We start from the raw sequence: 24,539 nt of genomic DNA, 5'->3' as shown, positions 1-24,539 counted from the left end.
TCGACCTTTCTGCCGCACGATCCTCGCGCCAGCAATGCTGGCGCAGGGGCGACGATCGCCCCATCCGCTCAGTATTTCGCTGAACGTCTCGCCTTGCGCCGGTAGAGGTAATAGCCGGCGCCGACAATGGCAGAAGCAATCACGGCCTTTCTGACAAATCCGGCGCGGTTATGCTTGAACTCCGCGCCGGCGCCCATCTCCGCAAGCACGTTGGGGATGTGGCCGCGCATCAGATCGTCGGCGATGCCCTCCACCACGTTGACGCGGTCGGCGAACAGCAGCAGCAGCCAGTGCCGGATATCGTTTTCACTGAGTTTGTACGCGATATCGCGTATTTTCCCGCTCAGCCCCGAAGGCGGCGTGCTGGTGCCGAACACCGGCGTCACGCCCGGCCTTTCGGTCGAATAGTAAATCTTCATATTGAGCGGCTGGTCCTCGGGCCGCTCCCAGTGAAGGCCTTCCAGGCGCGGAGGCGTGCGCTCCATCGGATAGGCGGGCCTGTTCTTGTGATCGAGATCCGCGCCCCATCCCTGTATGTGCTCGTAGTCGGAGCGCGGTGCGGTTGCGGATATCGGGTGCTGTCCGCTGGTGTCCCGCCGGGTTACGGCATGTTGATCATCATTCATGATGTGCTGCTCCTCGAAAGGTAATGGGCATGCTTAGTGGATCAATGGCGCGCCTGCTGCGGCTGGCGGGATCAGCACGGTCTTGATGCAGTTGTCGAGTTTGCTGGAGAAGATGTGATAGGCATCGGAGACTTCTTCCAGCGGAACGCGATGCGTGATGATTTGCTTGGGATCCAGCCGGCCAGCCTGGATATGCTCGATCAGTCGTGGCAGGTGACGCTTCACGCTCGCCTGGTTCATGCGCAAAGTCAGGCCCTTGTTGAGCGCGTTCCCGATCGGCACCGCATTGAAAGTCGGGCCGTACACGCCGACAATCGACACCGTGCCCCCCTTGCGTACCGAGTTGATCGCCCAGTGGAGCGCCGTGGCGGCGCCGGCTTGCAGCGGAATATACCTGCCGGTCAGGCTCTGCACCGCGCTGCCGGCGGCTTCGCAGCCGACAGCGTCTATGCAGACATCGGCCCCCAGCCAGTCCGTCATCTTCTTGATGTGCTCCGCCATGTCTCTCACATCCTTGAAGTTGACCACTTCGCACTGCGCATATCTCTGGACGAACTCGAGCCGGTATTCGACGTGATCGACGACGATGACGCGGCCGGCTCCCATGAGCCAGGCCGACTTGGCAGCGAAAATCCCGACCGGACCTGCGCCGAAGACCACCACAGTGTCGCCTTCCTCGATCTCGCCCATCTCCGCCGCCTGGTATCCGGTAGGGACGGCATCCGTCAGCAGCACGGCATCGTCGACATGGAGGTCTTTGGGTATGACGGTGGGATTGATATCGGCGAGCGGCACGCGGACGAAATCCGCCTGCCCGCCGTCATAGCCGCCAGCCGTATGCGAATAACCGTAGATCGCGCCGACCGCCGACGCTTGGGGGTTCGTGTTATGGCAGTTGCCATAGAGCTCTTTCTGGCAGAAATAACAAGATCCGCAAAAGATATTGAAGGGCACAAGGACCTGGTCGCCGACCTTCAGGTTCCGGACCGAAGGGCCGACCTCTTCGACGATGCCGGTGAACTCATGGCCAAACGTCATGCCGACCCGGGTATCCGGCACCAGGCCATGGTAAAGGTGCAGGTCGGAGCCGCAGATACATGACCGCGTGACGCGTACTATCGCGTCGTTCGGGTGGGCGATGACCGGGTCGGGCTTTTGCTCGGCACGAACACGGTAGGGACCTCGGTAATTCATTGCTAACATAACGCGCTCCTTGTGAGAAAGAACGCGGCTGTGCCGGAGCGAATACAAGACTGGTTCAACAGAGGGCAGTCAGCCCCGGCAGAACAATCGATAAGGCCCCTGGTGCAACCGCTGAACTGATCGCCGCCGCGCCGCCCGCGCGGCCATTGCCGCGCCTTACTGCAGGCGGTGTCCGGGCTTGTGCTTGCAACACCTTGCAACCTTGTGCAATCCAGCCGGTGGACAGGGCAGAAGAACAGCGAGGAAAAGCTCGTTCGCATTTCACTCATTCTGAGCTTTTTGTTAAGACCCGGATGTGTGGAAAAGTTTCGTTCCGACTGCCTGTGGCAGGCCGCGGTGCTTACGTTCTTTGGTGAAACATACGGCGCTTCAACTGGTCATAGGCAGCGAATGCAGCTTCATCGGCCACGAATATCAGGAAAGGCCTCCTATGCCCTCCTTTTGGGAGACAGCGTTCATAGCGTCGCGTTTTCCGTGCTTTTGGTTTCTAATAGGGCCACTGTCCTTGCAGCCGGCATACGAACGATAGGAAGCACAGAAAAAAAACCGGCGCTAAATCAGGAGGCTGCGTGCCGTGTCCGAAAACACTCCCGACTATCTCGTTATCACTGTCGGCACCACCGGCGATATCTATCCGTTCATACGTATTGCCGATGCACTGCGGGCGCTCGGGCGGAAACTTACCTTCATCACGAACACCTGCCACGCGCACCATGTACTGCGCGCCGGGCTTCCGTGTGTCGGGATCGGAACTGACGAGGAGTACCAGCGCATCATTGCGAATCCCGATTTATGGGATCCCAGGAAAGGGTTCTCCGCGCTAATGGCCGGCTACAGCGACCATTTGAAACAGATGGACGAAGCCATCCGATCCGTTTCTCCGCCAGGCCCGCTGGTGGCGATCGCGCATCCGTTCGCTGTGCCCGCTGCTGCGATCGCCCGGGACTGCGGTTCCATCAGCTCTGTCGTTGCCGCTTATCTTGCGCCGTCGAATCTGCGAACCTGCCACGACCCGCTGCAGATCGGCCCGACCTCAGTGCCGCGCTGGGTGCCGATGCGGTGGCGGCGCGCGCTCTGGCGGTTTGTCGAAAAAGGCTGGATTGACCCGGTTGCAGTCGCCCAGATCAACGCCGTGCGCAAACCACTGGGTTTGCCGGAGCTTGATTCTTTTCTGACGCATATCGCCGAAGCGCCTGACCTGTCGGTCACCCTCTTTCCTTCCTGGTTCGCGCCCGCCGTACCGGATTGGCCGCACCCGTTGATTTCGGGCGACTTCCAGCTGTTTGACGCAAGCGGACAGGACGGCTTCACGGAAGAACTTTCCGCCTTTCTTGTTCGTGGCGAAAAACCGCTGGTCTTCACTCCGGGCACCGGAAATCTCCATGCTGCCGGCTTCTTCGCTTGCGCCCTCTCCGCCGTCGGCAGGCTCGGGCGGCGCGCGATTTTCCTGACCGGGGAGCGCAACCAGCTTCCGCCACACCTTCCTGAGTCGGTGCTGTGGCAACCGTATGTGCCGCTGTCTGCGCTCCTGCCGCGCAGCGCGGCGCTCGTCCATCATGGCGGCATCGGCACAACTGCAGAAGCGCTGCGCGCTGGCGTGCCCCAATTGATTGTTCCCTTTGCCTGGGATCAGTTCGACAACGGCGCGCGCGTCGCGTCGCTCGGCGTCGGCACGGTCATTCCCGCAAAGCGGCTGCGGCCGCGCAAGCTGGCGAAGCGCCTTCAGGCCCTTCACGCTTCTGAAGCCATTCGTGCTCGGTGTTCAGTACTCGCGGCACGCTTCATTCCGCCCCCAAACCCGGCAGGACTGTGCAAGGAAATCGAGCGTCTTCTGCAGGCTGAGCTTTATGACGCGCGCGGCGCCAAGTCGACGGAACATCAAGACGCGCTGGATTCGCCCGGGTGATTTCCCGGGGTGGCGGACCTGCGGGACAACAAGGTCGCGGTGCGGAATTATTTCGCGGTCCAGCAGGGTTGGGGCTACTCGCGGCAGCATGCGATCGCAAAGGCATGGCGATCACGGCTGCGGTCACAGCAACCGGCAGGGACGCCGCATTGAAATTGATTGGAGCGGCGGATCCGGGCTTTACACCGGCCTGAGCCGCAACCCGCAAGGAGTGGTTTTCGCCGCGGTCCCCTCCGGCTCGATTGGCGGCGACGGCACGTCGCCGAACAAGGCCTTCAAGAACACCGGGACATGGCTCGACCCGCGGCGTGCCCGTGGCGTTCCCGCGAGGGCGGGGAAGCGCGGCAAGAAAAAGCGCGGCAGGAAAAGCGCCGCGCCATCGCCCCGCTCTAGAAGCGGCGCATCGACCTGCCGGAATACGCGCGCTTGAAGACACGCGCCTGAACCTTACGCCACAGAAATCCAGCCAGCGCCATCATGATCATCTTTCGCATCTCACACCTCCGGTCTTTAGGGACAACGCCATGTCGCCCATTTCCTGTATGACCCAAGGGCGGCCGGCAGGGTTCCGGGTTCGACATCTACTAAAGTTTCCTTACCGATTTCGGCTCGCTGAAAAGATCCCGCCGACGCGTTTCCGCTGGAAAATCCAGCACACCGTAAAGGCTATTGCTTCCGACGGTGTGCCAAGTATCCCGCCGAAGGCGGCACGAGGCTTGGCGCAGAATGCCGCGTGCGCCAGCCGCAGGAATATCGGTTCGGGCCGCCCATGCGCTCGCTCGGGATGACACCGGCTTACAGCGCGGGGATGAGGACCTTGTCGATCACATGTATCACGCCGTTGCTCGCCCTTACGTTTGTCGCCACGATCCGCGCAGGAGTCGCACTCGTGTCGCTGATCGTCGGCGGCGTGCCGGCATTGATGACGATCGATTGCGAGGCGAGCGTGTTGACCGGCGCACCGAACGGGATCTGTGACGCAAGCACCTGCGTGCCGAGCGCATGGTAGGTCAAGACCGTCTTCAATTGCTGCGGCGTGAGGCCGGCCGGCGCCGCGGCGAAGGCGCTGTTGGTCGGCGCGAAAACCGTAAACGCGCCTGGCGCGGACAAGCTTGCCTGCAGGTTTGCTCCGGTCACCGCGCCCACCAGGGAAGACAGCTGCGGATTGACCTGCGCCATTTGCACGATATTCAGGACGCCCGGCGGCACCAGCACCTTGTCGATCGCGTGAATCACACCGTTGCTCGCCGCAACATCGGGCGCCGTCACGTTCGCAGTGGTAAGCGCCGCATCGGTCAGTGTCACGGATGACTGGCTGCTGTTGAGCGTGACCGCGGCGGGCTGCCCTTCAAAGGAATACAGCGTCGGCTGTGCCGATTGCGGCGTCGCACGGAGTTCGGACGCCGCCCTGCTGGCTGGCAGGACGTGGTATGTCAGGATGCTCTTCAGCGCAGCGGGCGGCAATGCATCCACCATCGCCGTTGCATTGGCAAAGCCCAGGCTTGCGGCGAGCTGGTTGAACGCGGCGTCGGTCGGTGCGAATACCGTCAACCGGGCATTGCTGTCAGCCAGGGCCGCTCCCAGCTCGGCTTTGGTGGCAGCCGCCAGCAAGGCATTGAAGCCGCTTGCCCCGGCGACTTTGTCGATCGTGGGAGATGCTCCGGGGGCCGAGGAGGCCGCGCCGGCCGACGATGGCGCGGCGGCCGCCGGCAGGGCGGCACCGAGGTCGTCATTGTCGCTGCCGCCGCAGGCGGAAAACAGGACGACGGATAACAGCGGGAACAGGTATTTCGCAGATTTCATGGTGGTCTCCAGGGAAATGAGTGTCGTCAACGAGTGAACACGGGGTGTTGAAGTCCGTCACCGGTATCAAAAGCATAGGAGTGCGAGTCCCGGAGAGCTTGACATTCATCAAACCATACCACGTTTTGTCCAAGACAAAATGATCGTGCGTACCACCATCTTCTTGTATCTGCGAGCAAAAAGAAACGCCCGGCGCGTTCGGCGCCGGGCGTTTCTCCTTTGTCTACCCCGCAAGGATCAGGAGCGCGACATCTTGCTGCTGGTGTAAATCGTGTAAAGCGCAGAGAGGCCTACCACTGCATAGACGATTCGCGAGAGAAGACTCATTTCGCCGAACAACGTGGCCACCAGATCGAAGCCGAACAGTCCTACGAGGCCCCAATTGATACCGCCGACTATCAGCAGGGCCATTGAAATCCAGTCGACGGCGTTCATGCGACTTGCCCGTGCGGTGCGTGATCCGGAGCGCCGTTCGGGAGTATGGCGCCTTTCATGCAGGTGACCTTCAACAATTGTTGCCATGATGTATCTCCTTTGTGTCGTTGCGAAAAACTGCGTACGCCTTGCCTCCCGGTCAAAAAACTTCACCGTGTCAGCCTCCGACGCAGGTAATTGGAATGGACTGCCGCAGCTGCGGAAGGTTCGACAAAAATTCTTATTTGTCTAGGACGTCTGTGTTGATAGAATGGCTTTAGCAAAAGGTGCCGGCGCATTGAAATCATTGATAATCAAAGGAAATGTCCAATTCCCCACCAAACGATTTGAGTATCGCCGCCGTTGAGCGCGAGACGGGGCTGTCGAAGGACACCCTGCGCGTCTGGGAGCGGCGCTACAACTTTCCTTCACCGGGACGTGACGGGTCTGGCGAGCGAACCTATCCGCCGGAGCAGGTCGAGAAGCTGCGGTTGATAAAAGGCCTGATGGACCAGGGGCACCGCCCGGGCAAGCTGGTCGGCGCCGATACGAACATCCTGCGCGGGATGGCGGCTCAAACGCCTAAGCGAGGCAGGACGATCGTCGAGCCGGCCGAAGAGCGTGACGATCTGCTGCACTTTGTCGCGCTCTGCAGGGAGCATCGCATTGACGAATTGCGCCGCGAACTGACGCAGTGCCTCTTGAGGAGCGGGATATATCGTTTCGTGACCGACGTGATTGCACCGCTTACGACAATGATTGGCGCACAGTGGGCGAGCGGACAGCTTGCCGTCTTCGAGGAGCATCTGTACACCGAAACGGTGCAGGTGATAATGCGCAATGCGATCAGCTCCATTCCGGCGCCGGATACGGCGACCGGGGCAGGACCGCTGCCCCGTATCGTGCTGACGACCATCCCGCACGAATTGCACGGCCTCGGGCTGCTGATGGCCGAGGCGATTTTCGTTCTCGAAGGCGCGCGTTGCATTTCGCTTGGCGTTCACACGCCCGTGACGGAAATCGCGCAGGCAGCCAGAGTCCACGCGGCGGACATCGTCGCATTGTCATTCTCCGTTTCTGCGCGGCCGGCCCATGTGCTCGGCGCGCTGGCAGACCTGCGCGCCGAATTGCCGCCTTCCGTGGAGATCTGGGCCGGTGGGCGCAGCGCCGTGCTGCGGCGCCGCACGCAGTCAGCGGTCAAGAATATGGACCTGCATGACATTCCCGCTGCCCTGGCGGAGTGGCGCAGAAGGGTATTGCCGTAACCCGCGGCAAAGCGGGGGGCGAAACGCCGCTGGCAGCACAGGCGAAACCATACTTGCCGGCAACAGTTGTTGCGTGTATATTTCCACCAGGAAATATTTGGACCGACTATGCCAGAATCGCGACGTTTTCCACGCATTGATGTTTATCTCGACGCACATCTCATCGTCGACGGCGAAGCATTTCGTGCCAAGATCAAGGACCTTTCCCGGGGCGGGGCATGCGTCATCTCGCCGCATTTCTTTCCGTCGGCGACCGATGTGACCGTTTCGCTGGAAGCGCTGTCGCGAAAGCTTGGCCTGCTGGGCAAGACTGTCTACTCGTTCGAATGCGAGCCCGGCATCTTTCGAACCGGTATTCGCTTCCATCCTTTGACAGAGGCGAACCGCGCCGTGGTTGAGGCTCTGATGCTCCAGGCGAAATCGATCTAGCGCATCTTGGTGCCAGCCGGCGCGAGGTGAACGACGCGCTTGAGATTGCCGGACAGCTTGAAGTTCACCCTTCGCCGCCGGCGGGTTGGACGAGCGGAACCGCGGCCGTCAGTCGCTCGCGCCTGCCAAAGGTAAAAAAACTGGCGTTGGCAGGCGCTGCCGCATTCCCTTTCTGGTCTATTACTCTTCCACCGGTGTCAGAAGGAACTTCACCAAGGGTTCTCAAGCTCGAATTCATGCAGGAGCAAGCCTTATCGCTCTTGCGCGTGCCGCTCAGCGAACCACATGCAAGTCATGGATACGGATGGAGTGCATCATGGAGATGAAAAGGATCAATGCGGGGAAACTGCGTGCGATCGGCTACGACGCGCGTGAACGTGTGCTGCGGGTCGAATTCGAAGACGGAACCGCGATAGATTATTCCGGTGTCGGGGCCGAGGTGTGGCGCCGATTGTCGACCTCCGGCGCGGCATGGAGCTACTACCGCGACAACATCGAGGAAGAGTTTACCGGCCGCCGGGGCACGGTCCGGCCGCAGGGAAAATCGCGGTCGCTCGAAGACCTTTTCAAGGCTCCCGGCGAGGATGCGGATACTTAGGATCGGGCGAGTACGAATGAACTGCCCTGCAATGTTTTCGACAAGCTTCACGGCTGCTGGATTTCGCCAGCTTTAAGCCTTGGTCCGCCATAGCGAGCGCGGCGCCCGTCCAGGTAGCGTTCGGATCGCCTGTATTCGGCCAACCGCTGCCACCGGAAAGGCTGCGTGCGGTCGCGCGTGAGCACGGACAGTCATGAATCGTTTTCGTCGCGGCGCCAGCGTTTGAAAAGGGATGCATCGGTACCAGGCGGCACATACCATGATCGCCGCTCGGCATTCCAGCGCGCGCCAAGCTTCTTGGCCGCATCCTTCTCGGCGAATGGGACTGCGATCAGGGTAGAACCTGGCGGCATACCGGCTGGCGGCCGCGTGCCCTTTTTTGGAAGACTACGCGAACTTGCGGATGCCACTGACGCGCCGTTCGAGCTGCCGACCCACGGCGCGGGCGCTTCTCCTGCCGGCAGCATGCACTCCTGCTGGCTGCCGTCGGCACGGGTCTCAATGACGCGCACACCTTGCGCAGTGCTCTCAACAGAAAAATAAGGCGGATCGAATGGCGGGGCGTCAGTCATGGCGGCTCGGGCGATAGTTTGACCCGCATTATCGCAGGCCGTGGTCGGGCACGCATCCTTCTCGATCGAAGCCACGGCTACAGAGCGACAGCTCGCCTCACTCCGTCGATTCCCCCGCCCGGTTTCATTGCCGTCTTACATTTCGCAACAGCTCTCTCATCTCGGAAACATACGGCTCGTGCATTTGCAAGCATGATCATTCCATTTCCGCAACGGGATATTGTGCTCTCGTATCCCGACGTGACGCCGGCTTCGCTCCATGGAGCGCACCATCGCTGGCCTCGCATCGCTTCGTGGTGGGCGGCGCCGCGCGGTAAGGATATCTACCGCATATCCCCGCTCACCATCGCGGGTTCATGACGTAAGGGATTACAAGCTCCAGAGGAGGGTTGCCTCCCTCGCCATCGGGAGGCCTTGGGTTGGGGGCAGGATGCGTGAAGTACGGCCGATGTATCGCAAACACCCTACCCCTTACCTGTCCCTCCCTCCGCAAGGAGGGAGGGTTTTTTTTCACGGTGCTATTGGGGAAGGACCAGCCGGAGGACGCTGCTCTCTTCCGCGACGAGCAGTGTGTTCGGCGCCACGAACCACAAGCCCTTCGGCGAGAACAGACTGCCCGGCAGATTACCCAGGTGGATGCCATACCTGCCCGGCGCGCCGGCGACCGTGGAGACGACTCCGGCAGGCGTGATCCTGCGGATCAGGCTGGCATCCGAGACGTAGACGTTGCCTGACGTATCGACTGCGATCCCCTTCAAAAAAGAGAAGCTGGCGTCCCGCCCGATGCCGTCCACGGAACCCCTGCTGCTTCTTGCCGTGCCGGCCAGGGTGGTGACCACACCGGCCGGCGTGATTTTCCGGACCGTCTTGCCGTAAATTTCCGTTACGTACAGATTTCCCTGCGCATCCCTGGCGATCGCATTCGGGCCGGCGAACTTTGCGGCGGTTCCGGTGCCATCCACGCTTTCTTCGGCATTCCGGGCATCGCCGGCGAGCGTTGTGACGCTGCCGTCCGGCGCGACCTTGCGGACTGTGCTGCCGTCGGTCACATACAGGAAGCCCGCGCTGTCAGCCACCACGCTTGACGGCGACGAAAAGCGAGCGCTGCTTCGGTCGCCATCGATCAGCTGGTAACCGGCGTCACGCACGCCGGCAAAGGTTGAGACACTGCCGTCGCGCGCCACTTTCCGGATCACGCGGTTGTACTCGTCGGCGACATACAGGTCGCCGTTGGCGCCGGCGGCGATGCCGGAAGGGAGCGTGAATTGCGCGGCGTCGCCGGCGCCGTCCGCGTAGCCGCTCCTGCCGGCGCCCCCGGCAATCGTTGTCACGACGCCGCCGCGGATTGCGCGGATCGCATAGTTGTACGCGTCGGTGACATAGATGCTGCCGCTTGCATCGGCGGCGACGGCGACGGGATTGCCGAAGCGTGCCTGCGCAGCAGGACCGTCGCTTGCCCCCAGCGACCGCGCGCTTCCGGCGATCGTGGACACCGCGCCGCCCGGCGTGATTTTCCTCAATGTCGTGCCATCGCGGTCGGACACGTAAAGGTTGCCGCCCGGGTCGATCACGATGCCGTACGGGCTGTGCAGGCGCGCCGCCGGCCCCACGCCATCGACGCTGCCTGCTTCCCCCGCCTTTCCCGCCACCGTAGTGACGCTGCCATCGGCGGCGATGCGGCGGATGGTATGGTTCTCTGTATCGGCCACGAACACATTGCCCGCGCCGTCGATGGCAACGCCGCGCGGTTTACGGAACCGGGCGACAAAACCCGGGCCGTCGGCATCCCCGGCGTTTCCGGCGCTGCCCGCGATCGTCGTCACCTCTCCTGCTGGTGTCACCTTCCTGATCGTCGAATTTCCGGTGTCGGCCACATACAGGTTGCCGGCATTGTCCACGGCCGCGCCGGTCGGCTGCAGGAACCGTGCGGCGGCTCCGGTTCCATCCGCGCTCCCGGTGACTGCCTCGCGGCCCGCCAGCGTGCTTACCACGCCTTGGGGCGTAATCTTGCGTATCCTCCCCGCACTATGGAAACCGGGCAGGCCCGGAATTCTTCCATGACCTTCCGTCACATACAGGTTGCCGGCATTGTCGATCGTCATGCCAAGCGGCCAGGAAAACCGTGCTTGCGCGCCGGTCCCGTCATCGTTATCGGCCGCCAGGCCCGTCTGCCCGACCGTTCCGGCCAGCGTGCTCACCTGCCCGTCGCGCGTGATCTTGAAGATCGCGTGGTCGTCGTCGCCCGCGACATATACGTTTCCATTGCCGTCCACTGCCACCGCCGCCGGACTGGCAGCGGATGGTGGCAGCGTGGTGACGACACCCGACGGATCAACCTTGCGTACCGCGCCGATATCGGCGACAAAGAGATTTCCGGCCGTATCGATCGCGAGGCCGAGCGGGCCAATAAACCGCGCTTCAACACCGGCCGCATCGACATTCCCCGGCCCGCCCAACGCGCCCGCAAGGTGGTAGAGACCGGGAGAGGATGCGCTTTCCGGCGCCTGCACCGAGGCGCCCCCGCCGCCGCATGCCGCGGCCAGCAGGCAAGCCGAGGCGGCAATGGCAAGGCTTGCAGCGAAGGGTAATCCTGTTGTCTTCATCTTCGTTTCCCGTCGTCGGTGATGTCGATCGCCGTGCGTTGCCTGCATGAAGGCGAGGACCTTGATCGTTTGTGCGCATGCTGACATGCGCGCACACGGGCAGCAATACCGGATTCATGGGATGCATCGCGCGTCGTGCAGCAACGAAAGATGCGGGTTATGATGCCGGCCATGCCTGCCACCCGCTCCAGCCACCACGCCGGCCTGCTGCAGATCCACGCCGCCGTGCTCCTGGCCGGCGGCGCCGGCCTGTTCGCGAAATTCCTGCCTGTCAGCGCCGCCGTGCTGACGGCCGGGCGCACCGTCTTCGGCAGCCTCGCCCTGCTGGCGGTCGCGATGCTGGCCAAGTCCAGCCTGAGGCTGCACGGCACCAAGGACTTCCTCGTGCTGGCCGCGACCGGCGCGCTGCTCGCGGCACACTGGTTCACTTTCTTCCTGTCGATCCAGGTCTCGACCGTCGCCATCGGCCTGCTCGCGTTCTCGTCCTTTCCGTTATTCGTGACTTTCCTCGAGCCGGTCGTGTTTGGCGAACGCCTGCACAGGCGCGACGTCGCCACCGCCATCGTCGTCACGCTGGGACTGGTCCTCGTCACGCCGAGCTTCGACCTCGGCAACCACCTGACACAAGGCTTGCTCTGGGGGGTGCTGTCGGCATTCACCTATGCGGCGCTGTCGCTGCTGAGCCGGTCTTACGCCGGCAGGTATCCGGCGGTGAGCATCTCTTTCTACCAGCAGGCTTTCGCCGCGCTGTGCACGCTGCCGCTGGCGTTGCAGTGGGAAGGGATGCTCACTTCGCGCGATCTGTCGCTGCTGCTCGTGCTGGGCGTCGTGTTCACGGCGCTCGGGCAATCGCTGGTGGTAGCCAGCCTGCGCCATCTGCGCGCGCAGACCGCCAGCGTCGTGTTCGGCCTCGAACCGGTCTACGGCATCCTGCTGGCGTGGCTGCTGCTTGACGAGGCGCCGGCGGCGCGCACGCTCCTCGGCGGCTTGCTGATATGCGGCGCGGTGCTGGTCGCATCGCTCATGCACCGGCCGGTGCGCGGCGGCAAACTGAACGACGGATGACGGCGGATTTCTGGGTTGCAAGCCAAACTAACCGCATACCCGTTGCCGGGTCGTTGCCCCGATCGGCTAGGTGGGGTGAAATCCTGCGCTGGCTTTTTCCTCGCCACCACCATCCCTCGGTGGCACGTTCCGTGCTAATCCCGATGCGGGAACGACGCCCGCACACAGGTCGAGGCGTCATGCCTGTGTGCTCTGGCGTCGCGTTGATCCAACAATGATGAAGAAAGGGATTGCCATGAAAACTGCCGGTCTTATCCTCGGTGCAGCACTGCTGCTGGGTGCTTGCGCATCTCCCACCCGGTCGCCGGAAGAACAGTTGGCTGGGCGCATCAAACAGCAAATCGCACAAACGCAGGGAATAGGCGGCGCGGACTCGGTCAAGGTGCAGACCCAGAGCGGCGTCGTGATCCTGTCCGGCTTTATCGGCACGGAAAAGCAGAAATACGACGCGGGGCAGACCGCGTTGAAGATCAGCGGCGTGCAACAGGTGTTCAACAATCTCCAGGTGCTGAACCAAAGCTCGGGTCGCTAGCATACCCGCGGCAAAACGAATCGCAAAAACCGGCGGGCAGCACTGCCGCCGCGTGTAAAAAATCCCACGGGTTTGTGACTCGTGCGCGGGTGCCGTTCGCCTGCCGAATGCGGGCCGTCCCGGGGCGCCGCCTGTGCATGCAAACAAGAATGCTTTCGGGTAAGAGCTGCAATGCTTCGGTGCTGCGGCCACGGGCAGATCCGGCGGTTAGTCAGAGGCCACGGGGTTCCCAGCCGCCTTGCCGGCCGACTGTGTAAGCCATCGTAACAGTCCTCGCCAGTGCCGGGTACGTGAATGATATTGAAATGAGGGCCGTTTCGGCGGCTCTCCAGTTCTGTTCTTTGCGCAGATTGTTCTTGCCGCTCGAAGGACAGGGGTTTCTGTGGCCATAACTCTTCAGGGGGCCTGATGATGAAACCGATTTCGGCAATTTTCACAGCCATTTGCGCCACTGCAGCTCTCTGGACGCCGGCATCGGCGTCTTCTCCTCCGCAGGAATTCGGCCTGGTCATCGTTGACATCAAAACCGTCGCCACGGACATTGCGAAAAACATCGGCGTTCAGGCGAGCCTGATCCCGCTGACAGTGCAAGTGCCCGTCAGTGTCGCATCCGGGGTCTGCGGCATTCCCGAGACGGTGCTGGGGGCGCAAGGCGGCGCGCCGGGGGAAGCCGCCGGGGTAAGTTGTGAAGCGACGACGACATCGCCGCAACTCGAGCAGTTCGTGCGGACCAAGGTGCGTCAGCAATAGCCCGCACCCGGCCTCCGCCGGCTCAGGTCTTCGGCAGCGTGACGCCGCGCTGGCCCTGGTATTTCCCGCCGCGGTCGCGGTAGGAGGTCTCGCACACTTCGTCGCTTTCGAAGAACAGCACCTGCGCGCAGCCCTCGCCCGCGTAGATCTTCGCCGGCAACGGCGTCGTATTGGAGAATTCCAGCGTCACATAGCCTTCCCACTCCGGCTCGAATGGCGTCACGTTGACGATGATGCCGCAGCGCGCATAGGTCGACTTGCCGAGGCAGATCGTCAGCACGGTGCGCGGGATGCGGAAGTATTCGACGGTGCGCGCGAGCGCGAAGGAGTTCGGCGGGATGATGCAGACATCGCCCTTGAAATCGACGAAGGACTTTTCATCGAAATTCTTCGGATCGACGATGGTGCTGTTGATGTTGGTGAAGATCTTGAATTCATCGGCACAGCGGATATCGTAGCCGTACGAAGAGGTGCCGTAGCTGACGATCTTCTGTCCATCCACATGCCGCACCTGGCCGGACTCGAAGGGTTCGATCATGCCGTGTTCCTCCGCCATGCGGCGGATCCACTTGTCGGATTTAATGCTCATTATGTTCGCGAGAGGGTTCGGTAAGTGATGCGATCCGCCGTGCGGCGGGCGAATTCCCGCGATTTTACGCGAAAACACCCCGCCGGAACCCACCCAGCGGGCTATTTTCAGGATTGAACCTGATCAGGAAACCCGGCGCGTGTTGCCGAACCGGCTACACCGCCTGCCGCATCTGCTGCGGCTGCCTCGCGCCGGCATGGTGGAAGGCTGACGCCTGCGCGATGTACTGATGCTCCACGCAGGCGCTGTAGGCTTCCTTCAGGCGCATCGGGTCCTGCAGCAGCCTGTCCTTCCACTCGCCCAGGTGCACATGGTGCTGGATCAGGCTGCGCAGCACGGTCGCATGTTCGGTCACGCCGACCGTGGTGCAGCCGACCAGCACGTCCTTGCAGAACTCCAGCCGCAGATAGCGGAAATTGCGCTCATCGGCCATTTCCACCCATTGCCCGCCGCGCACCCCCTGCCAGTTGCCGAAGGACGAGGAAATCAGGCCGAGCGTATCGACCACGTCGATCTGCCTCACGCCGCGCTGGAACGCATGGCGGCCGGTCATGTTGAGAGCCGCGCAGTAGGCCTGGTCGGCGGCATTCGGCTGCACGCCGGCGATCAGCGAGCGGCCGCTTGCCTCGTCGAAGCTCTCGGCGCAGTCGCCGGCGGCATACACGCCGGGTACGTTGGTCTGCATCGATGCATCGACCACCACGCCCTGCAGGCATTTGATGCCGCTCCCCTTCAGGAAACCGACGTTGGGCGCGGTGCCGACTGAATAGACGACCAGGTCGGCCGGAATCTGCATATGGTTCGACAGCCTGACCGCAAGCGGGCCGCCGTCGCGCGGATTGCCGGCGCCGATGGCGAGCACGCGGGACGAGGTGTGGACATCGATGCCCTTCTTGGCGCACCAGCGCTGCACCATGTCGCCGGCGCCCTTGCCCATCATGTTGGGCAGCATCCGGTCACGCCGCTCCACCACTGTCAGCCGCACTCCACGCAGCGCCAGCGCCTCCATCACGATGCAGCCGACGAAGCCGGCGCCGATCAGCACCACGCGCGCGCCCGGCTTCGCCAGCCGCGCTATGCGGCGCGCGTCGTCCAGCGTCCAGCAGGGATGGACACCGGGCAGACCGATACCGGGAATCGCGGGCACGCGCGGCGCGGCGCCGGTGGCGATCAGCAGCCGGTCGAACTCGATCGCGCTGCCGTCTTCCATCTTGACCGTGCGCGTGCGGCTGCTCACATGTTCGGCGCGCCCGGCCACCATGCGTACCCGCAGCCGGGAAAAATAATCGCGGTCGCGGCGCAGGTAGGTGCCGGTTTCGCTGATATGGCCGGCCAGCAGTTGCGGGATCGCCATGCGCGAGTACGGCTGCTCCGTCTCGCCGCCAATCAGCACGATATCGTGATCCGGCGCGTGCTTGCGCAGGGTTTCCGCGGCGATCACCCCCGCCGGCCCGTTGCCGATAATGACGTGCCTCATGCGGCCATCCTGTGCGCGGCCGCTGCGCTGAGTTTCTGCATTCCTTTTCCCTGTGGATGAGGATGATGAAACCCACTATATCGAGGCACGAAATGTTATCAATTGAACAATATCAACCGCGCGCATCATCCACGGCAAGAATGCATTGAGGAAGCGCAACAGGACTGCGTGCCCCGGCTCTTTTCGACAAGCGTCGCGAGCGGAACGGATTGGCGTCGGCGCACGCGTACGAGAGGCATGCGGAGCAACGCAGGCGTCACGCCAGACAGCGCGGTATGCCTAGCGCTGCATCGATTCCCAGACCTTCTGCAGCCGTTTAACGGACACCGGCATCGGCGTGCGCAACTCCTGCGCGAACAGCGACACCCGCAGCTCTTCCAGCAGCCAGCGGAATTCGGTCATGCGCGGATCGGCGGCCTTCTGCCGGTCTTTCTGCGCGCGCTGCCAGGGCGCGGCCACCTGCGCCCACTCGGCCATCAGGCGCGCATCCCGTGCCGGGTCGGCGCGCAGCTTGTCGAGGCGTACGTTGATCGCTTTCAGGTAGCGCGGAAAATGCGCGAGCTGGCTGTAGTCGTTGTCCGCGATGAAGCGCTTGCCGACCAGCGCCTGCAGCTGCGACTGGATGTCGGCCGCCGCCTGCGCATGCGCCTTGGCGCCCTGCAGCTTTTTCGGCAGCGTGTAGTACTCGGCCAGGACCTGCGCCGCCAGCCGCGCGATCTCGTTGACCAGCAGGCCGAGGCGGGACTTGCCCTCGTCCTTGCGCCGGTTGAATTCCTCCGCATTTTTCGGCAGCGGGTCCTGCAGGCAGGCGCGCTCCAGGCCGGCCTGGATGATCTGGTCGCGCAGCTCTTCCTGGGTGCCGAGCGACATGAACTGCATGCCCATCTGCTGCAGGCCGGGAATGTTCTTCTCCAGGTACTTCAGCTGCTCCTTCAATTGCAGCGAGAACAGGCGACGCAGGCCGGTGCAGTGGACCCGGGCCGCTTCCGCCGGATCGTCGAACACCTCGAGATCGCAATGCGTGCCCTTGTCGACCAGCGCCGGAAAGCCGATCAGCGTCTGCTTGCCCTGTGCGATTTCGAGCAGCTCCGGCAGTTCGCCGAAGGACCAGGTGGTCAGGTTCTGGTATTCGGCGACGGCAGCGCCGGCTGCCGCCTCCTTCGCCGCGGTTTCGGTCCCGCCGGAGGCCGGCTCGCTTGGCGCGACGATGGTCTTTTCTGCGAGCTTCTGGAAGCTTTCGCGCGCCTGGCCGCCGAACTGCGCCTGCAGGCCGGCGAGACTGCGGCCCATCTCCAGCTGCCGTCCGTGCTCGTCGATCACCTTGAAGTTCATGAAATGGTGGGCCGGCAGCGTCTCCAGCTTGAAATCCGTGGTCTTGACGGTCAAGCCGGTCTGTTCGCGAACGTCGGCGATGATCGTGTCGATCAGGTTGCCCTTGCCGAATTCGGCGCGTTCGCAGAACCCCGCCGCATAATCCGGCAGCGGCACGCAATGGCGGCGCAGCTTCTGCGGCAGGGATTTCAGCAGCAGGTGCACCTTTTCCTTCAGCATGCCGGGCACCAGCCATTCGCAGCGCTCGGCGGACACCTGGTTCAGCGCGTACAGCGGAATCGCCAGCGTGACGCCGTCGCGCTGGCTGCCCGGTTCGAAGTGGTAGGTCAGCGTCATCGCCACGCCGGCCACCGTCATCGTCTTCGGGAACAGGTCGGTGGTCACGCCGGCCGCCTCGTGCCGCATCAGGTCGTCGCGGTTTAGGTGCAGCAGCTTCGGGTTCTTCGCGGTCGCTTCCTTCAGCCACTTGTCGAACGCGGTCGCGGTATGGATGTCCTGCGGAACCAGCTTGTCGTAGAAGGCCGCGATCAGTTCCTCGTCGACCAGCACGTCGAGCCGGCGCGACTTGTGCTCCAGGTTCTCGATTTCGCGCACCAGCTTCTGGTTATGCGCGAGGAAAGGCGCGCGGGTGTCCAGTTCGCCGGCGACCAGCGCGCCGCGGATAAAGATCTCGCGCGCTTCCTTCGGATTGATCTGCCCGTAATTGATGCGGCGCTGGCTGTAGACCACCAGGCCGTACAGCGTCGCGCGCTCGTACGCGGACACCTGCCCCGAGCGTTTTTCCCAGCGCGGGTCGCCCCAGGATTTCTTCAGCAGGTGGCCGCCGACGCGCTCCAGCCATTCCGGCTGGATCTGCGCGATGCAGCGCGCGTACAGGCGGGTAGTCTCGACCAGTTCGGCCGCCATCACCCAGCGGCCCGCCTTCTTCGCCAGCTGCGAACCCGGCCAGATATGGAACTTGATGGCGCGCGCGCCCAGGTAATGCTGTTCCTCGTCGACCTTGTAGCCGACGTTGCCTAGCAGCCCGGTCAACAGCGCGGTATGCACCTGCTCGAAGGTCGCCGGCGATTCGTTCAGGCGCCAGCCCTGCTCGCGCACCAGCGTCAGCAGCTGCGAATGGACGTCGCGCCACTCGCGCAGGCGCAGCTGCGACAGGAAGTTCGCGCGGCAGCCTTCCATCAGCTGCTTGTTGGATTTCTTGTGCTCGATCGCATCCTCGAACCACCTCCAGATCTTCAGGTAGGAGAGGAACTCCGATTTCTCGTCGGCGAACTTCCTGTGCGCATTGTCCGCCGCGTCCTGCGCCTCCAGCGGCCGGTCGCGCGGATCCTGCACTGACAGCGCGGCGGCGATCACCAGCACCTCGCTGAGCGCCGCATTGTCGCGGGCGGCAAGGATCATGCGTCCCACCCGGGGGTCGAGCGGCAGCTTCGCAAGCTGGCGGCCGAGCGGCGTGAGCTGGTTCGCGTCGTCGACCGCGCCCAGCTCCTGCAGCAGCTGGTAGCCGTCGGCGATCGCGCGCCCCATCGGCGGCTCGATGAAGGGGAAGGTCTCGACATCGGTCAGGCGCAGTGCCTTCATGCGCAGGATGACCGCCGCCAGCGAGGAACGCAGGATTTCCGGGTCGGAGAACTTCGGCCGCTGCAGGAAATCCTGCTCCTCATACAGCCGGATGCACACGCCCGCGGCGACGCGGCCGCAGCGGCCGGCGCGCTGGTTCGCCGCCGACTGCGCGATCGGCTCGATCTGCAGCTGCTCGACCTTGTTGCGGTAGCTGTAGCGCTTCACCCGCGCCAGGCCGGTGTCGACCACATAGCGGATGCCGGGCACCGTCAGCGAGGTTTCGGCGACATTGGTGGCCAGCACGATGCGGCGCGCGTTCGAGGTCTTGAACACCCGCTCCTGTTCCTGCACCGACAGGCGCGCGAACAGCGGCAGGATCTCGACATGCGGCGGATGGTGCTTGCGCAGCGCCTCGGCCGCGTCGCGGATTTCGCGTTCGCCGGGCAGGAAGACCAGCACGTCGCCCGGGCCGAGGCGGGCCAGCTCGTCGACCGCGTCGACCACCGCATCCATCAGGTCGCGCTGCTCCTTCTGCGCCGACGGCTTGCCGTCGCCCTTCTCGGACGGCTCCACCGGGCGGTAGCGCACCTCGACAGGGTACAGCCGGCCGGACACTTCGATCACCGGCGCCGGCTTGTCCGGGCGGCCGAAATGGCGCGCGAAACGGTCGGCGTCGATGGTCGCCGACGTTATGATCACCTTCAGGTCCGGGCGCCTGGGCAAGAGCTGCCTCAGGTAGCCGAGCAGGAAGTCGATGTTCAGGCTGCGCTCATGCGCCTCGTCGATGATGATGGTGTCGTATTGCTTGAGCAGCGGATCGGTCTGGGTCTCGGCCAGCAGGATGCCGTCGGTCATCAGCTTTACCGATGCGCCCCTGGACAGGGTATCGGTAAAGCGCACCTTGAAGCCGACATGCTCGCCCGGCGGCGAGCCGAGTTCCTGCGCGATGCGCTTGGCGGTCGAGGATGCCGCGATCCGGCGCGGCTGGGTATGGCCGATCAGCCCCGTCTGGCCGCGGCCGAGCTCGAGGCAGATCTTGGGCAGCTGGGTGGTCTTGCCGGAGCCGGTTTCGCCGCTGACGATGATGACCTGATGCGCTTGCAGGGCGGCGGCGATCTCCTGGCGGCGGCCGGAAACCGGCAGCTCTTCCGGGAAGGTAATCGGCGGCAAGGGATTGCGGACGACCGGCGCGGCGGGCTTGTCCTCGGCGCGCCGCGGCCTGGCCGGCCGGGGCGGACTTTTTTGGGCATGTTCGGGTGCAGACATATCGGGGCGAATTATAATGCGCGTCATGGAAAACCCTATTCAATTCGTTCAGTGGCTACGTTCGGTTGCGCCGTACATCCATGCCTTCCGCGGAAAGACCTTCGTGGTTGCGTTTCCGGGCGAGCTGGTGATGGCCGGCGCCCTGCCGGTGCTGGCGCAGGACCTGTCCCTGCTGCACGCACTGGGCATCAAGATCGTGATCGTCCACGGCTCGCGCCCGCAGGTCGAGGAACAGCTTGCGCTGCGCAACCTCGAGGCGCACTACCATAACGGGCTGCGCATCACCGATGCTGCCGCGATGGAGTGCGTGAAGGAAGCCGCGGGCGAATTGAGGCTCGACATCGAAGCAGCCTTCAGCCAGGGCCTGCCCAACACGCCGATGGCGCACGCCGCCATCCGCATCATTTCCGGCAATTTCGTCACCGCGCGTCCGATCGGCGTGATCGACGGCCTTGACCTCGAATTCACCGGCGTCGCGCGCAAGATTGCCTATGAGACCATCCATCCGATCCTGAGTGCCGGCGGCCTGGTGCTGCTGTCGCCGCTCGGTTTCTCGCCCACCGGCGAGGCCTTCAACCTGACGATGGAAGACGTCGCGGTGGCGGCGGCAACGGCGCTGCGCGCCGACAAGCTGATTTTCATCACCGAAACGCCGCTGATGACCGACCGCGAAGGCCGCGAGGTGCGCGAGCTGACCGCCAGCCAGGCAGACGCGCTGCTCGCCGCCGGCATCCTGCCCGCCGATTCCGCGTTCTACCTGCAGGCCTGCGTGAAAGCCTCGCGTGCCGGCGTGCCGCGGGTTCACGTGGTGCCGTTCGAAATGGACGGCTCGGCCATGCTGGAGATCTTCACGCACGACGGCGTCGGCACCATGGTCAGCACCGAAAACCTCGAGACGCTGCGCGAAGCCACCATCGAAGACGTCGGCGGCATCCTCAAGCTGATCGAGCCGCTGGAAGCCGACGGCACGCTGGTCAAGCGCGGCCGCGAACTGATCGAGCGCGAGATCGAGTATTTCTCGGTGATCGAGCACGACGGCGTGATCTTCGGCTGCGCGGCGCTCTACCCCTTCCCCGCGGAAAAAATGGCGGAAATGGCTTGCCTGACCGTCAACCCGGAAGTGCAAAGCCAGGGCGACGGCGAACGCATCCTGAAGCACATGGAAAACCGCGCGCGCGCCGCCGGCTTCACCAAGCTGTTCGTGCTGACGACGCGCACCGCGCATTGGTTCCTCAAGCGCGGCTTCGTGCACGCGACGGTGGATGACCTGCCGAAAGACAGGCAGCACATGTACAACTGGCAACGCAAGTCGCAAGTATTGATCAAGCAACTTTAAATCCGCCGCCTTTTCCAACATGGCGGCATCACCTGAATAGACAAGGAGTCGAACATGGCCCGCATGGTCCACTGCATCAAGCTGAACAAGGAAGCCGAAGGACTGGATTTCCCGCCCTACCCCGGCGAACTCGGCAAGAAGATCTATGAAAACGTGTCCAAGGAAGCCTGGGCCGCCTGGATCAAGCACCAGACGATGCTGGTCAATGAAAACCGCCTGAACCTGGCCGATGCGCGTGCGCGCAAGTACCTGGCGACGCAGATGGAAAACCATTTCTTCGGTTCCGGCGCCGACGTGGCGTCGGGCTATGTGCCGCCGTCGGAGTAAGGGTTCGGAAACGGCGGGTTCCGCTGCGTACAAATATCGCAAGCAGCAAAAAAGCCCGCCGGCATCACGCCGGCGGGCTTTTTCATGGAAGCGGCGCTATCAGAACGTCAACTTCTTCACGCCGTCCGCGGTTCCCAGCAAGCCGACATCCGCCCCGCGCTGCGCAAACAAGCCTACCGTCACCACGCCCGGGATATTGTTGATCTGCGCCTCCAGCCCTGCCGGGTCGGCGATCTTCAGCCCGACCACGTCGAGGATCATGCAGCCGTTATCGGTCAGCAGCGGCTTGCCGTCCTTCATGCGCAGCCGCGGTTCGCCGCCAAAGCTGCCGAGCTGGCGCGCCACCGCCGCCTGCGCCATCGGGATCACCTCCACCGGCAGCGGAAAGGCGCCGAGCATGTCGACCAGCTTCGAGCCGTCGGCGATGCAGATGAACTTCCGCGCCACCGACGCAACGATCTTTTCGCGCGTCAGTGCGGCGCCGCCGCCCTTGATCATCGCGCCGGTCGCCGTGATTTCGTCCGCGCCGTCGATGTACACCGACATCGACTCGACCTCGTTCAGGTCGAGCACGGCAATCCCGTGCGATGCGAGGCGCGCGGCGGTCGCTTCGGAAGACGCGACCGCGCCCTTGATGCGGTCCTTGATCTTGCCGAGCTCATCGATGAAGAAATTCGCGGTGGAGCCGGTGCCGACGCCGATGATTTCGCCGCTGGGCACGTATTCGATGGCGGCGCGCGCGACCGCCTGTTTCAGTTCGTCCTGGGTCATGGTGCATTGCAATGAAAAAGGAAGCGCTATTTTAAGCGCAGATGCCGCGGCGACCCGATTTTTTCTATCCTGCCTGCCGTCCCGTATCCTTCGGGTGGTAAACTTATTTCCAGACATTATTTGGCGCAAATCCATACACCCGGTGCAAAAATGACAACCGTACTCGTCGTAGACGACAGCAAGGTATCGCGCCTGCTGTCGAAGCAGTACATCCTGCAGCGCCACCCGGACTGGACGATTGCGGAAGCCGCCAGCGGCGAAGAAGCGATCGACAAGGTCGAGGCGGTCGGCCCCGACCTGATCCTGCTCGACCTGAACATGCCCGGCATGGGCGGCCTCGCTGCGGTCGACCAGTTGCAGGCGAAGTGCCCGTCCGCCCGCATCACGCTGCTGACGGCGAACGTGCAGGATGCCACCCGCGAGAAGGCCAACGCGCTCGGCATCGGCTTTGCCGCGAAACCGATTACCGAAGCACTCATCGACGAGATTCTCTCCGCATTCGGAAAACAGTGATGTTCCAGCTCACCGAACTTCAGCACGATGCCCTGATCGAGATCTTCAATCTCGGCGTCGGACAGGCGGCCGCGGCGATGAGCCGCATCGTCGGCGATGAAGTCACGATGTCGGTACCGATGATCAGCTTCCAGAGCCGCGCCGAAGTGGCCAGGACGCTGGGCAGCGACGAAGGGCGGCGCATCTGCGCGATCACCCAGCATTTCCAGGGCGCTTTCAGCACCGAAGCCTTCCTCATGTTCCCCGAGGAGAAAAGCCTCGAGATCGTGCGGCTGATGGTCGGACAGAGCCTGTCGCTGGAAGAACTGTCGGAGATGGAACAGGAGGCAATGAGCGAGATCGGCAACATCATCCTGAACTGCTGCATGGGCGCGTTCGCCAATGCAGCGGGCAAGGAATTGCAGGGCTCGCTGCCGACCTATCATGTCGGCACCGGCGACAACATCCTCGGCGTCTCGGGCAAGGAATGGGACGGCGTGGTGCTGACGCTGAAGATCGACTTCAACATCGAACGCCACCACATCTACGGCTATGTCGCCTTCCTGCTCGACATGCCGGCGCTCAACGACCTGCAGCGCTACATCGATGCCTATCTGGCGAAGCTGATGGGCTGAAGTCGCGGAGAGCACGATGCAGCTGAGCTTGCTACAGGGGGTGTTGAAGGCGGTCCGGGCCGGCATCATCGTATTCGATGCCGAACAGCGTATCGTGCTGTGGAACCAGTGGATGGAGCAGCACTCCTCCTTTCCGGCCGACGCCATCCTCGGCAAGACCTTCGGCGAAATCTTTCCCGACATGGTCGACGGCCGCACCCATGTCGCGCTGCGCGCGGCGCTGCAAAACAACTTCGCGTCGCTGCTGTCGCAGACGCTGAACAAGGCCCCCTTTCCGCTGTTCGCGAATGCGGGGGACGCGGCCGCCGGGATCCGCATGCAGCAGGCGGTGCACGTGATGCCGCTCGAGGTGGAATCGCTGCCGCGCCACTGCCTGGTGCAGATCGGCGACGTCAGCATGGCGGTGGCGCGCGAAAAGAAGCTGCGCGAACTGGCCGTCGAACTCGAATCGCAGACGCTGGTCGACGGCCTGACCGGCATCGCCAACCGGCGCCGCTTCGACCAGCACCTCGACGATGAATTCCGGCGCGCCAAGCGCAATGCGTCGCCGCTGTCGCTGATCATGATCGACGTCGATTACTTCAAGGATTACAACGACAACTACGGCCACCAGCACGGCGACGAATGCCTGGCGCGGATCGCCGGCGCGTTGTGCGGCGTGCTGCACCGGCCGCGCGACCTGGCGGCGCGTTACGGCGGCGAGGAATTCACCGTCGTCCTGCCGGACACCAATGAAGACGGCGCGCTGCAGATCGCCGAGGCGATGCGTGCCGAGGTGGAAAGCCTGAAGATTGAGCATGCGTATTCCGGCGTCGCCGGCTGCGTGACGATCAGCCTGGGCGTGAGCACGCTCATTCCCGAACTCGCGGCCAAGACCGGCAGCCTGATCCATGCCGCGGACCGCGCGCTTTACCAGGCCAAACGCACCGGCCGCAACTGCGTGGTGGTGTATACGGATTCGAAGAACTAGCCGGAGCACACCCGG

The 24,539-nt window shown here is 63.3% G+C and carries 22 protein-coding genes; 12 read left to right on the top strand and 10 right to left on the bottom strand.

Annotated features, from left to right (window positions below; genetic code table 11):
• Nucleotides 1-68: 68 nt before the first annotated feature.
• A complete protein-coding gene (locus VEC01_RS18065) occupies nt 69-626 on the bottom strand; it encodes a hypothetical protein (protein ID WP_324902301.1) in 558 nt (185 codons plus the stop codon).
• A 33-nt stretch (nt 627-659) separates the two neighbouring features.
• Complete coding sequence (locus VEC01_RS18060) at nt 660-1,829, bottom strand: zinc-dependent alcohol dehydrogenase (RefSeq protein ID WP_324902300.1); 1,170 nt, start codon at nt 1,827-1,829, stop codon at nt 660-662.
• A gap of 574 nt (nt 1,830-2,403) precedes the next feature.
• Here VEC01_RS18060 and VEC01_RS18055 point away from each other — a divergent pair.
• Nucleotides 2,404-3,735, top strand: a complete 1,332-nt coding sequence (locus tag VEC01_RS18055) for a glycosyltransferase (RefSeq protein WP_324902299.1) — start codon at nt 2,404-2,406, stop codon at nt 3,733-3,735.
• Nucleotides 3,736-4,530: 795 nt separating this feature from the next.
• Here the strand turns inward: VEC01_RS18055 and VEC01_RS18050 are convergent.
• Together VEC01_RS18050 and VEC01_RS18045 are read right to left on the bottom strand one after the other, a co-directional pair.
• On the bottom strand, nt 4,531-5,538 hold the full coding sequence (locus tag VEC01_RS18050) for a fasciclin domain-containing protein (RefSeq protein WP_324902298.1): 1,008 nt from the start codon (nt 5,536-5,538) through the stop codon (nt 4,531-4,533).
• Between the two features lie 237 nt (nt 5,539-5,775).
• Nucleotides 5,776-6,060: a DUF378 domain-containing protein gene (locus tag VEC01_RS18045; protein ID WP_324902297.1), complete on the bottom strand. Its 285-nt coding sequence runs from the start codon at nt 6,058-6,060 to the stop codon at nt 5,776-5,778.
• Between the two features lie 215 nt (nt 6,061-6,275).
• On the opposite strand from VEC01_RS18045, the gene VEC01_RS18040 reads away from it, so the two are divergent.
• From VEC01_RS18040 to VEC01_RS18030, 3 genes are all read left to right on the top strand, one after another.
• Entirely contained in the window at nt 6,276-7,217 is a 942-nt protein-coding gene (locus VEC01_RS18040; RefSeq protein WP_324902296.1) for a MerR family transcriptional regulator, read from the top strand.
• A 108-nt stretch (nt 7,218-7,325) separates the two neighbouring features.
• Nucleotides 7,326-7,646 (top strand): PilZ domain-containing protein, encoded by a 321-nt coding sequence (locus VEC01_RS18035; RefSeq protein ID WP_324902295.1) that lies wholly within the window; start codon nt 7,326-7,328, stop codon nt 7,644-7,646.
• Between the two features lie 316 nt (nt 7,647-7,962).
• A complete protein-coding gene (locus VEC01_RS18030) occupies nt 7,963-8,244 on the top strand; it encodes a KTSC domain-containing protein (protein ID WP_324902294.1) in 282 nt (93 codons plus the stop codon).
• Nucleotides 8,245-8,435: 191 nt separating this feature from the next.
• Here VEC01_RS18030 and VEC01_RS18025 read toward each other — a convergent pair whose 3' ends face one another.
• Both VEC01_RS18025 and VEC01_RS18020 read right to left on the bottom strand, forming a co-directional pair.
• Nucleotides 8,436-8,816, bottom strand: coding sequence for a DUF5710 domain-containing protein (locus VEC01_RS18025; RefSeq protein WP_324902293.1), 381 nt, complete (start codon nt 8,814-8,816; stop codon nt 8,436-8,438).
• A 518-nt stretch (nt 8,817-9,334) separates the two neighbouring features.
• Entirely contained in the window at nt 9,335-11,419 is a 2,085-nt protein-coding gene (locus VEC01_RS18020; RefSeq protein WP_324902292.1) for a hypothetical protein, read from the bottom strand.
• A gap of 171 nt (nt 11,420-11,590) precedes the next feature.
• Between VEC01_RS18020 and VEC01_RS18015 the strand changes: the two genes are divergently transcribed.
• The 3 genes from VEC01_RS18015 to VEC01_RS18005 all read left to right on the top strand — a co-directional run bounded on the left by VEC01_RS18015 (nt 11,591) and on the right by VEC01_RS18005 (nt 13,766).
• Nucleotides 11,591-12,484 carry a DMT family transporter gene (locus tag VEC01_RS18015; protein WP_324902291.1) on the top strand — a complete coding sequence of 298 codons (894 nt, stop codon included), beginning with the start codon at nt 11,591-11,593 and terminating at the stop codon, nt 12,482-12,484.
• A 214-nt stretch (nt 12,485-12,698) separates the two neighbouring features.
• On the top strand, nt 12,699-13,016 hold the full coding sequence (locus VEC01_RS18010; RefSeq protein ID WP_324902290.1) for a BON domain-containing protein: 318 nt from the start codon (nt 12,699-12,701) through the stop codon (nt 13,014-13,016).
• Between the two features lie 408 nt (nt 13,017-13,424).
• Nucleotides 13,425-13,766 (top strand): hypothetical protein, encoded by a 342-nt coding sequence (locus VEC01_RS18005; RefSeq protein WP_324902289.1) that lies wholly within the window; start codon nt 13,425-13,427, stop codon nt 13,764-13,766.
• 22 nt (nt 13,767-13,788) lie between these two features.
• Here the strand turns inward: VEC01_RS18005 and dcd are convergent, their stop codons facing one another.
• From dcd to hrpA, 3 genes are all read right to left on the bottom strand, one after another.
• Nucleotides 13,789-14,355: a dCTP deaminase gene (gene dcd / locus VEC01_RS18000; protein ID WP_324902288.1), complete on the bottom strand. Its 567-nt coding sequence runs from the start codon at nt 14,353-14,355 to the stop codon at nt 13,789-13,791.
• Between the two features lie 154 nt (nt 14,356-14,509).
• The gene (locus VEC01_RS17995) at nt 14,510-15,832 is read right to left on the bottom strand and encodes an NAD(P)/FAD-dependent oxidoreductase (protein ID WP_324902287.1); all 1,323 of its coding nucleotides are present in this window, start codon (nt 15,830-15,832) and stop codon (nt 14,510-14,512) included.
• A gap of 279 nt (nt 15,833-16,111) precedes the next feature.
• Nucleotides 16,112-19,993 carry an ATP-dependent RNA helicase HrpA gene (gene hrpA / locus VEC01_RS17990; protein ID WP_324902286.1) on the bottom strand — a complete coding sequence of 1,294 codons (3,882 nt, stop codon included), beginning with the start codon at nt 19,991-19,993 and terminating at the stop codon, nt 16,112-16,114.
• 25 nt (nt 19,994-20,018) lie between these two features.
• Between hrpA and argA the strand changes: the two genes are divergently transcribed.
• Both argA and VEC01_RS17980 read left to right on the top strand, forming a co-directional pair.
• On the top strand, nt 20,019-21,329 hold the full coding sequence (argA, locus tag VEC01_RS17985; RefSeq protein WP_324902285.1) for an amino-acid N-acetyltransferase: 1,311 nt from the start codon (nt 20,019-20,021) through the stop codon (nt 21,327-21,329).
• Nucleotides 21,330-21,383: 54 nt separating this feature from the next.
• Nucleotides 21,384-21,656 carry an oxidative damage protection protein gene (locus VEC01_RS17980; protein WP_324902284.1) on the top strand — a complete coding sequence of 91 codons (273 nt, stop codon included), beginning with the start codon at nt 21,384-21,386 and terminating at the stop codon, nt 21,654-21,656.
• 99 nt (nt 21,657-21,755) lie between these two features.
• On the opposite strand, the gene rpiA is transcribed toward VEC01_RS17980, so the two are convergent.
• Nucleotides 21,756-22,427: a ribose-5-phosphate isomerase RpiA gene (rpiA, locus tag VEC01_RS17975; RefSeq protein WP_324902283.1), complete on the bottom strand. Its 672-nt coding sequence runs from the start codon at nt 22,425-22,427 to the stop codon at nt 21,756-21,758.
• Between the two features lie 150 nt (nt 22,428-22,577).
• On the opposite strand from rpiA, the gene VEC01_RS17970 reads away from it, so the two are divergent.
• Genes VEC01_RS17970 through VEC01_RS17960 form a run of 3 tightly spaced genes read left to right on the top strand, consistent with a single transcriptional unit; the run spans nt 22,578 to nt 24,524 of the window.
• Nucleotides 22,578-22,940: a response regulator gene (locus VEC01_RS17970; protein ID WP_324902282.1), complete on the top strand. Its 363-nt coding sequence runs from the start codon at nt 22,578-22,580 to the stop codon at nt 22,938-22,940.
• The gene (locus VEC01_RS17965; protein WP_324902281.1) at nt 22,940-23,554 is read left to right on the top strand and encodes a chemotaxis protein CheC; all 615 of its coding nucleotides are present in this window, start codon (nt 22,940-22,942) and stop codon (nt 23,552-23,554) included. The genes VEC01_RS17970 and VEC01_RS17965 overlap by 1 nt, the downstream gene beginning before the upstream one ends.
• Nucleotides 23,555-23,570: 16 nt before the next feature.
• The gene (locus VEC01_RS17960; RefSeq protein ID WP_324902280.1) at nt 23,571-24,524 is read left to right on the top strand and encodes a sensor domain-containing diguanylate cyclase; all 954 of its coding nucleotides are present in this window, start codon (nt 23,571-23,573) and stop codon (nt 24,522-24,524) included.
• Nucleotides 24,525-24,539 lie beyond the last annotated feature (15 nt).

Origin of the sequence: Noviherbaspirillum sp. (assembly GCF_035627455.1) — a bacterium.
Classification (GTDB): Bacteria; Pseudomonadota; Gammaproteobacteria; order Burkholderiales; family Burkholderiaceae_D; genus Noviherbaspirillum.
The sequence above is the reverse complement of the archived record's forward strand: the minus strand, read 5'-3'. Positions and strand labels throughout refer to the sequence as shown.

Coding starts and splice junctions, on each gene's coding strand:
- VEC01_RS18065 (WP_324902301.1), bottom strand. CDS start 626: ATGAATGATGATCAACATGCCGTAACCCGGCGGGACACCAGCGGACAG.
- VEC01_RS18060 (WP_324902300.1), bottom strand. CDS start 1,829: ATGTTAGCAATGAATTACCGAGGTCCCTACCGTGTTCGTGCCGAGCAA.
- VEC01_RS18050 (WP_324902298.1), bottom strand. CDS start 5,538: ATGAAATCTGCGAAATACCTGTTCCCGCTGTTATCCGTCGTCCTGTTT.
- VEC01_RS18045 (WP_324902297.1), bottom strand. CDS start 6,060: ATGGCAACAATTGTTGAAGGTCACCTGCATGAAAGGCGCCATACTCCC.
- VEC01_RS18040 (WP_324902296.1), top strand. CDS start 6,276: ATGTCCAATTCCCCACCAAACGATTTGAGTATCGCCGCCGTTGAGCGC.
- VEC01_RS18035 (WP_324902295.1), top strand. CDS start 7,326: ATGCCAGAATCGCGACGTTTTCCACGCATTGATGTTTATCTCGACGCA.
- VEC01_RS18030 (WP_324902294.1), top strand. CDS start 7,963: ATGGAGATGAAAAGGATCAATGCGGGGAAACTGCGTGCGATCGGCTAC.
- VEC01_RS18025 (WP_324902293.1), bottom strand. CDS start 8,816: ATGACTGACGCCCCGCCATTCGATCCGCCTTATTTTTCTGTTGAGAGC.
- VEC01_RS18020 (WP_324902292.1), bottom strand. CDS start 11,419: ATGAAGACAACAGGATTACCCTTCGCTGCAAGCCTTGCCATTGCCGCC.
- VEC01_RS18015 (WP_324902291.1), top strand. CDS start 11,591: ATGCCTGCCACCCGCTCCAGCCACCACGCCGGCCTGCTGCAGATCCAC.
- VEC01_RS18010 (WP_324902290.1), top strand. CDS start 12,699: ATGATGAAGAAAGGGATTGCCATGAAAACTGCCGGTCTTATCCTCGGT.
- VEC01_RS18005 (WP_324902289.1), top strand. CDS start 13,425: ATGATGAAACCGATTTCGGCAATTTTCACAGCCATTTGCGCCACTGCA.
- dcd (WP_324902288.1), bottom strand. CDS start 14,355: ATGAGCATTAAATCCGACAAGTGGATCCGCCGCATGGCGGAGGAACAC.
- VEC01_RS17995 (WP_324902287.1), bottom strand. CDS start 15,832: ATGAGGCACGTCATTATCGGCAACGGGCCGGCGGGGGTGATCGCCGCG.
- hrpA (WP_324902286.1), bottom strand. CDS start 19,993: ATGTCTGCACCCGAACATGCCCAAAAAAGTCCGCCCCGGCCGGCCAGG.
- argA (WP_324902285.1), top strand. CDS start 20,019: ATGGAAAACCCTATTCAATTCGTTCAGTGGCTACGTTCGGTTGCGCCG.
- VEC01_RS17980 (WP_324902284.1), top strand. CDS start 21,384: ATGGCCCGCATGGTCCACTGCATCAAGCTGAACAAGGAAGCCGAAGGA.
- rpiA (WP_324902283.1), bottom strand. CDS start 22,427: ATGACCCAGGACGAACTGAAACAGGCGGTCGCGCGCGCCGCCATCGAA.
- VEC01_RS17970 (WP_324902282.1), top strand. CDS start 22,578: ATGACAACCGTACTCGTCGTAGACGACAGCAAGGTATCGCGCCTGCTG.
- VEC01_RS17965 (WP_324902281.1), top strand. CDS start 22,940: ATGTTCCAGCTCACCGAACTTCAGCACGATGCCCTGATCGAGATCTTC.
- VEC01_RS17960 (WP_324902280.1), top strand. CDS start 23,571: ATGCAGCTGAGCTTGCTACAGGGGGTGTTGAAGGCGGTCCGGGCCGGC.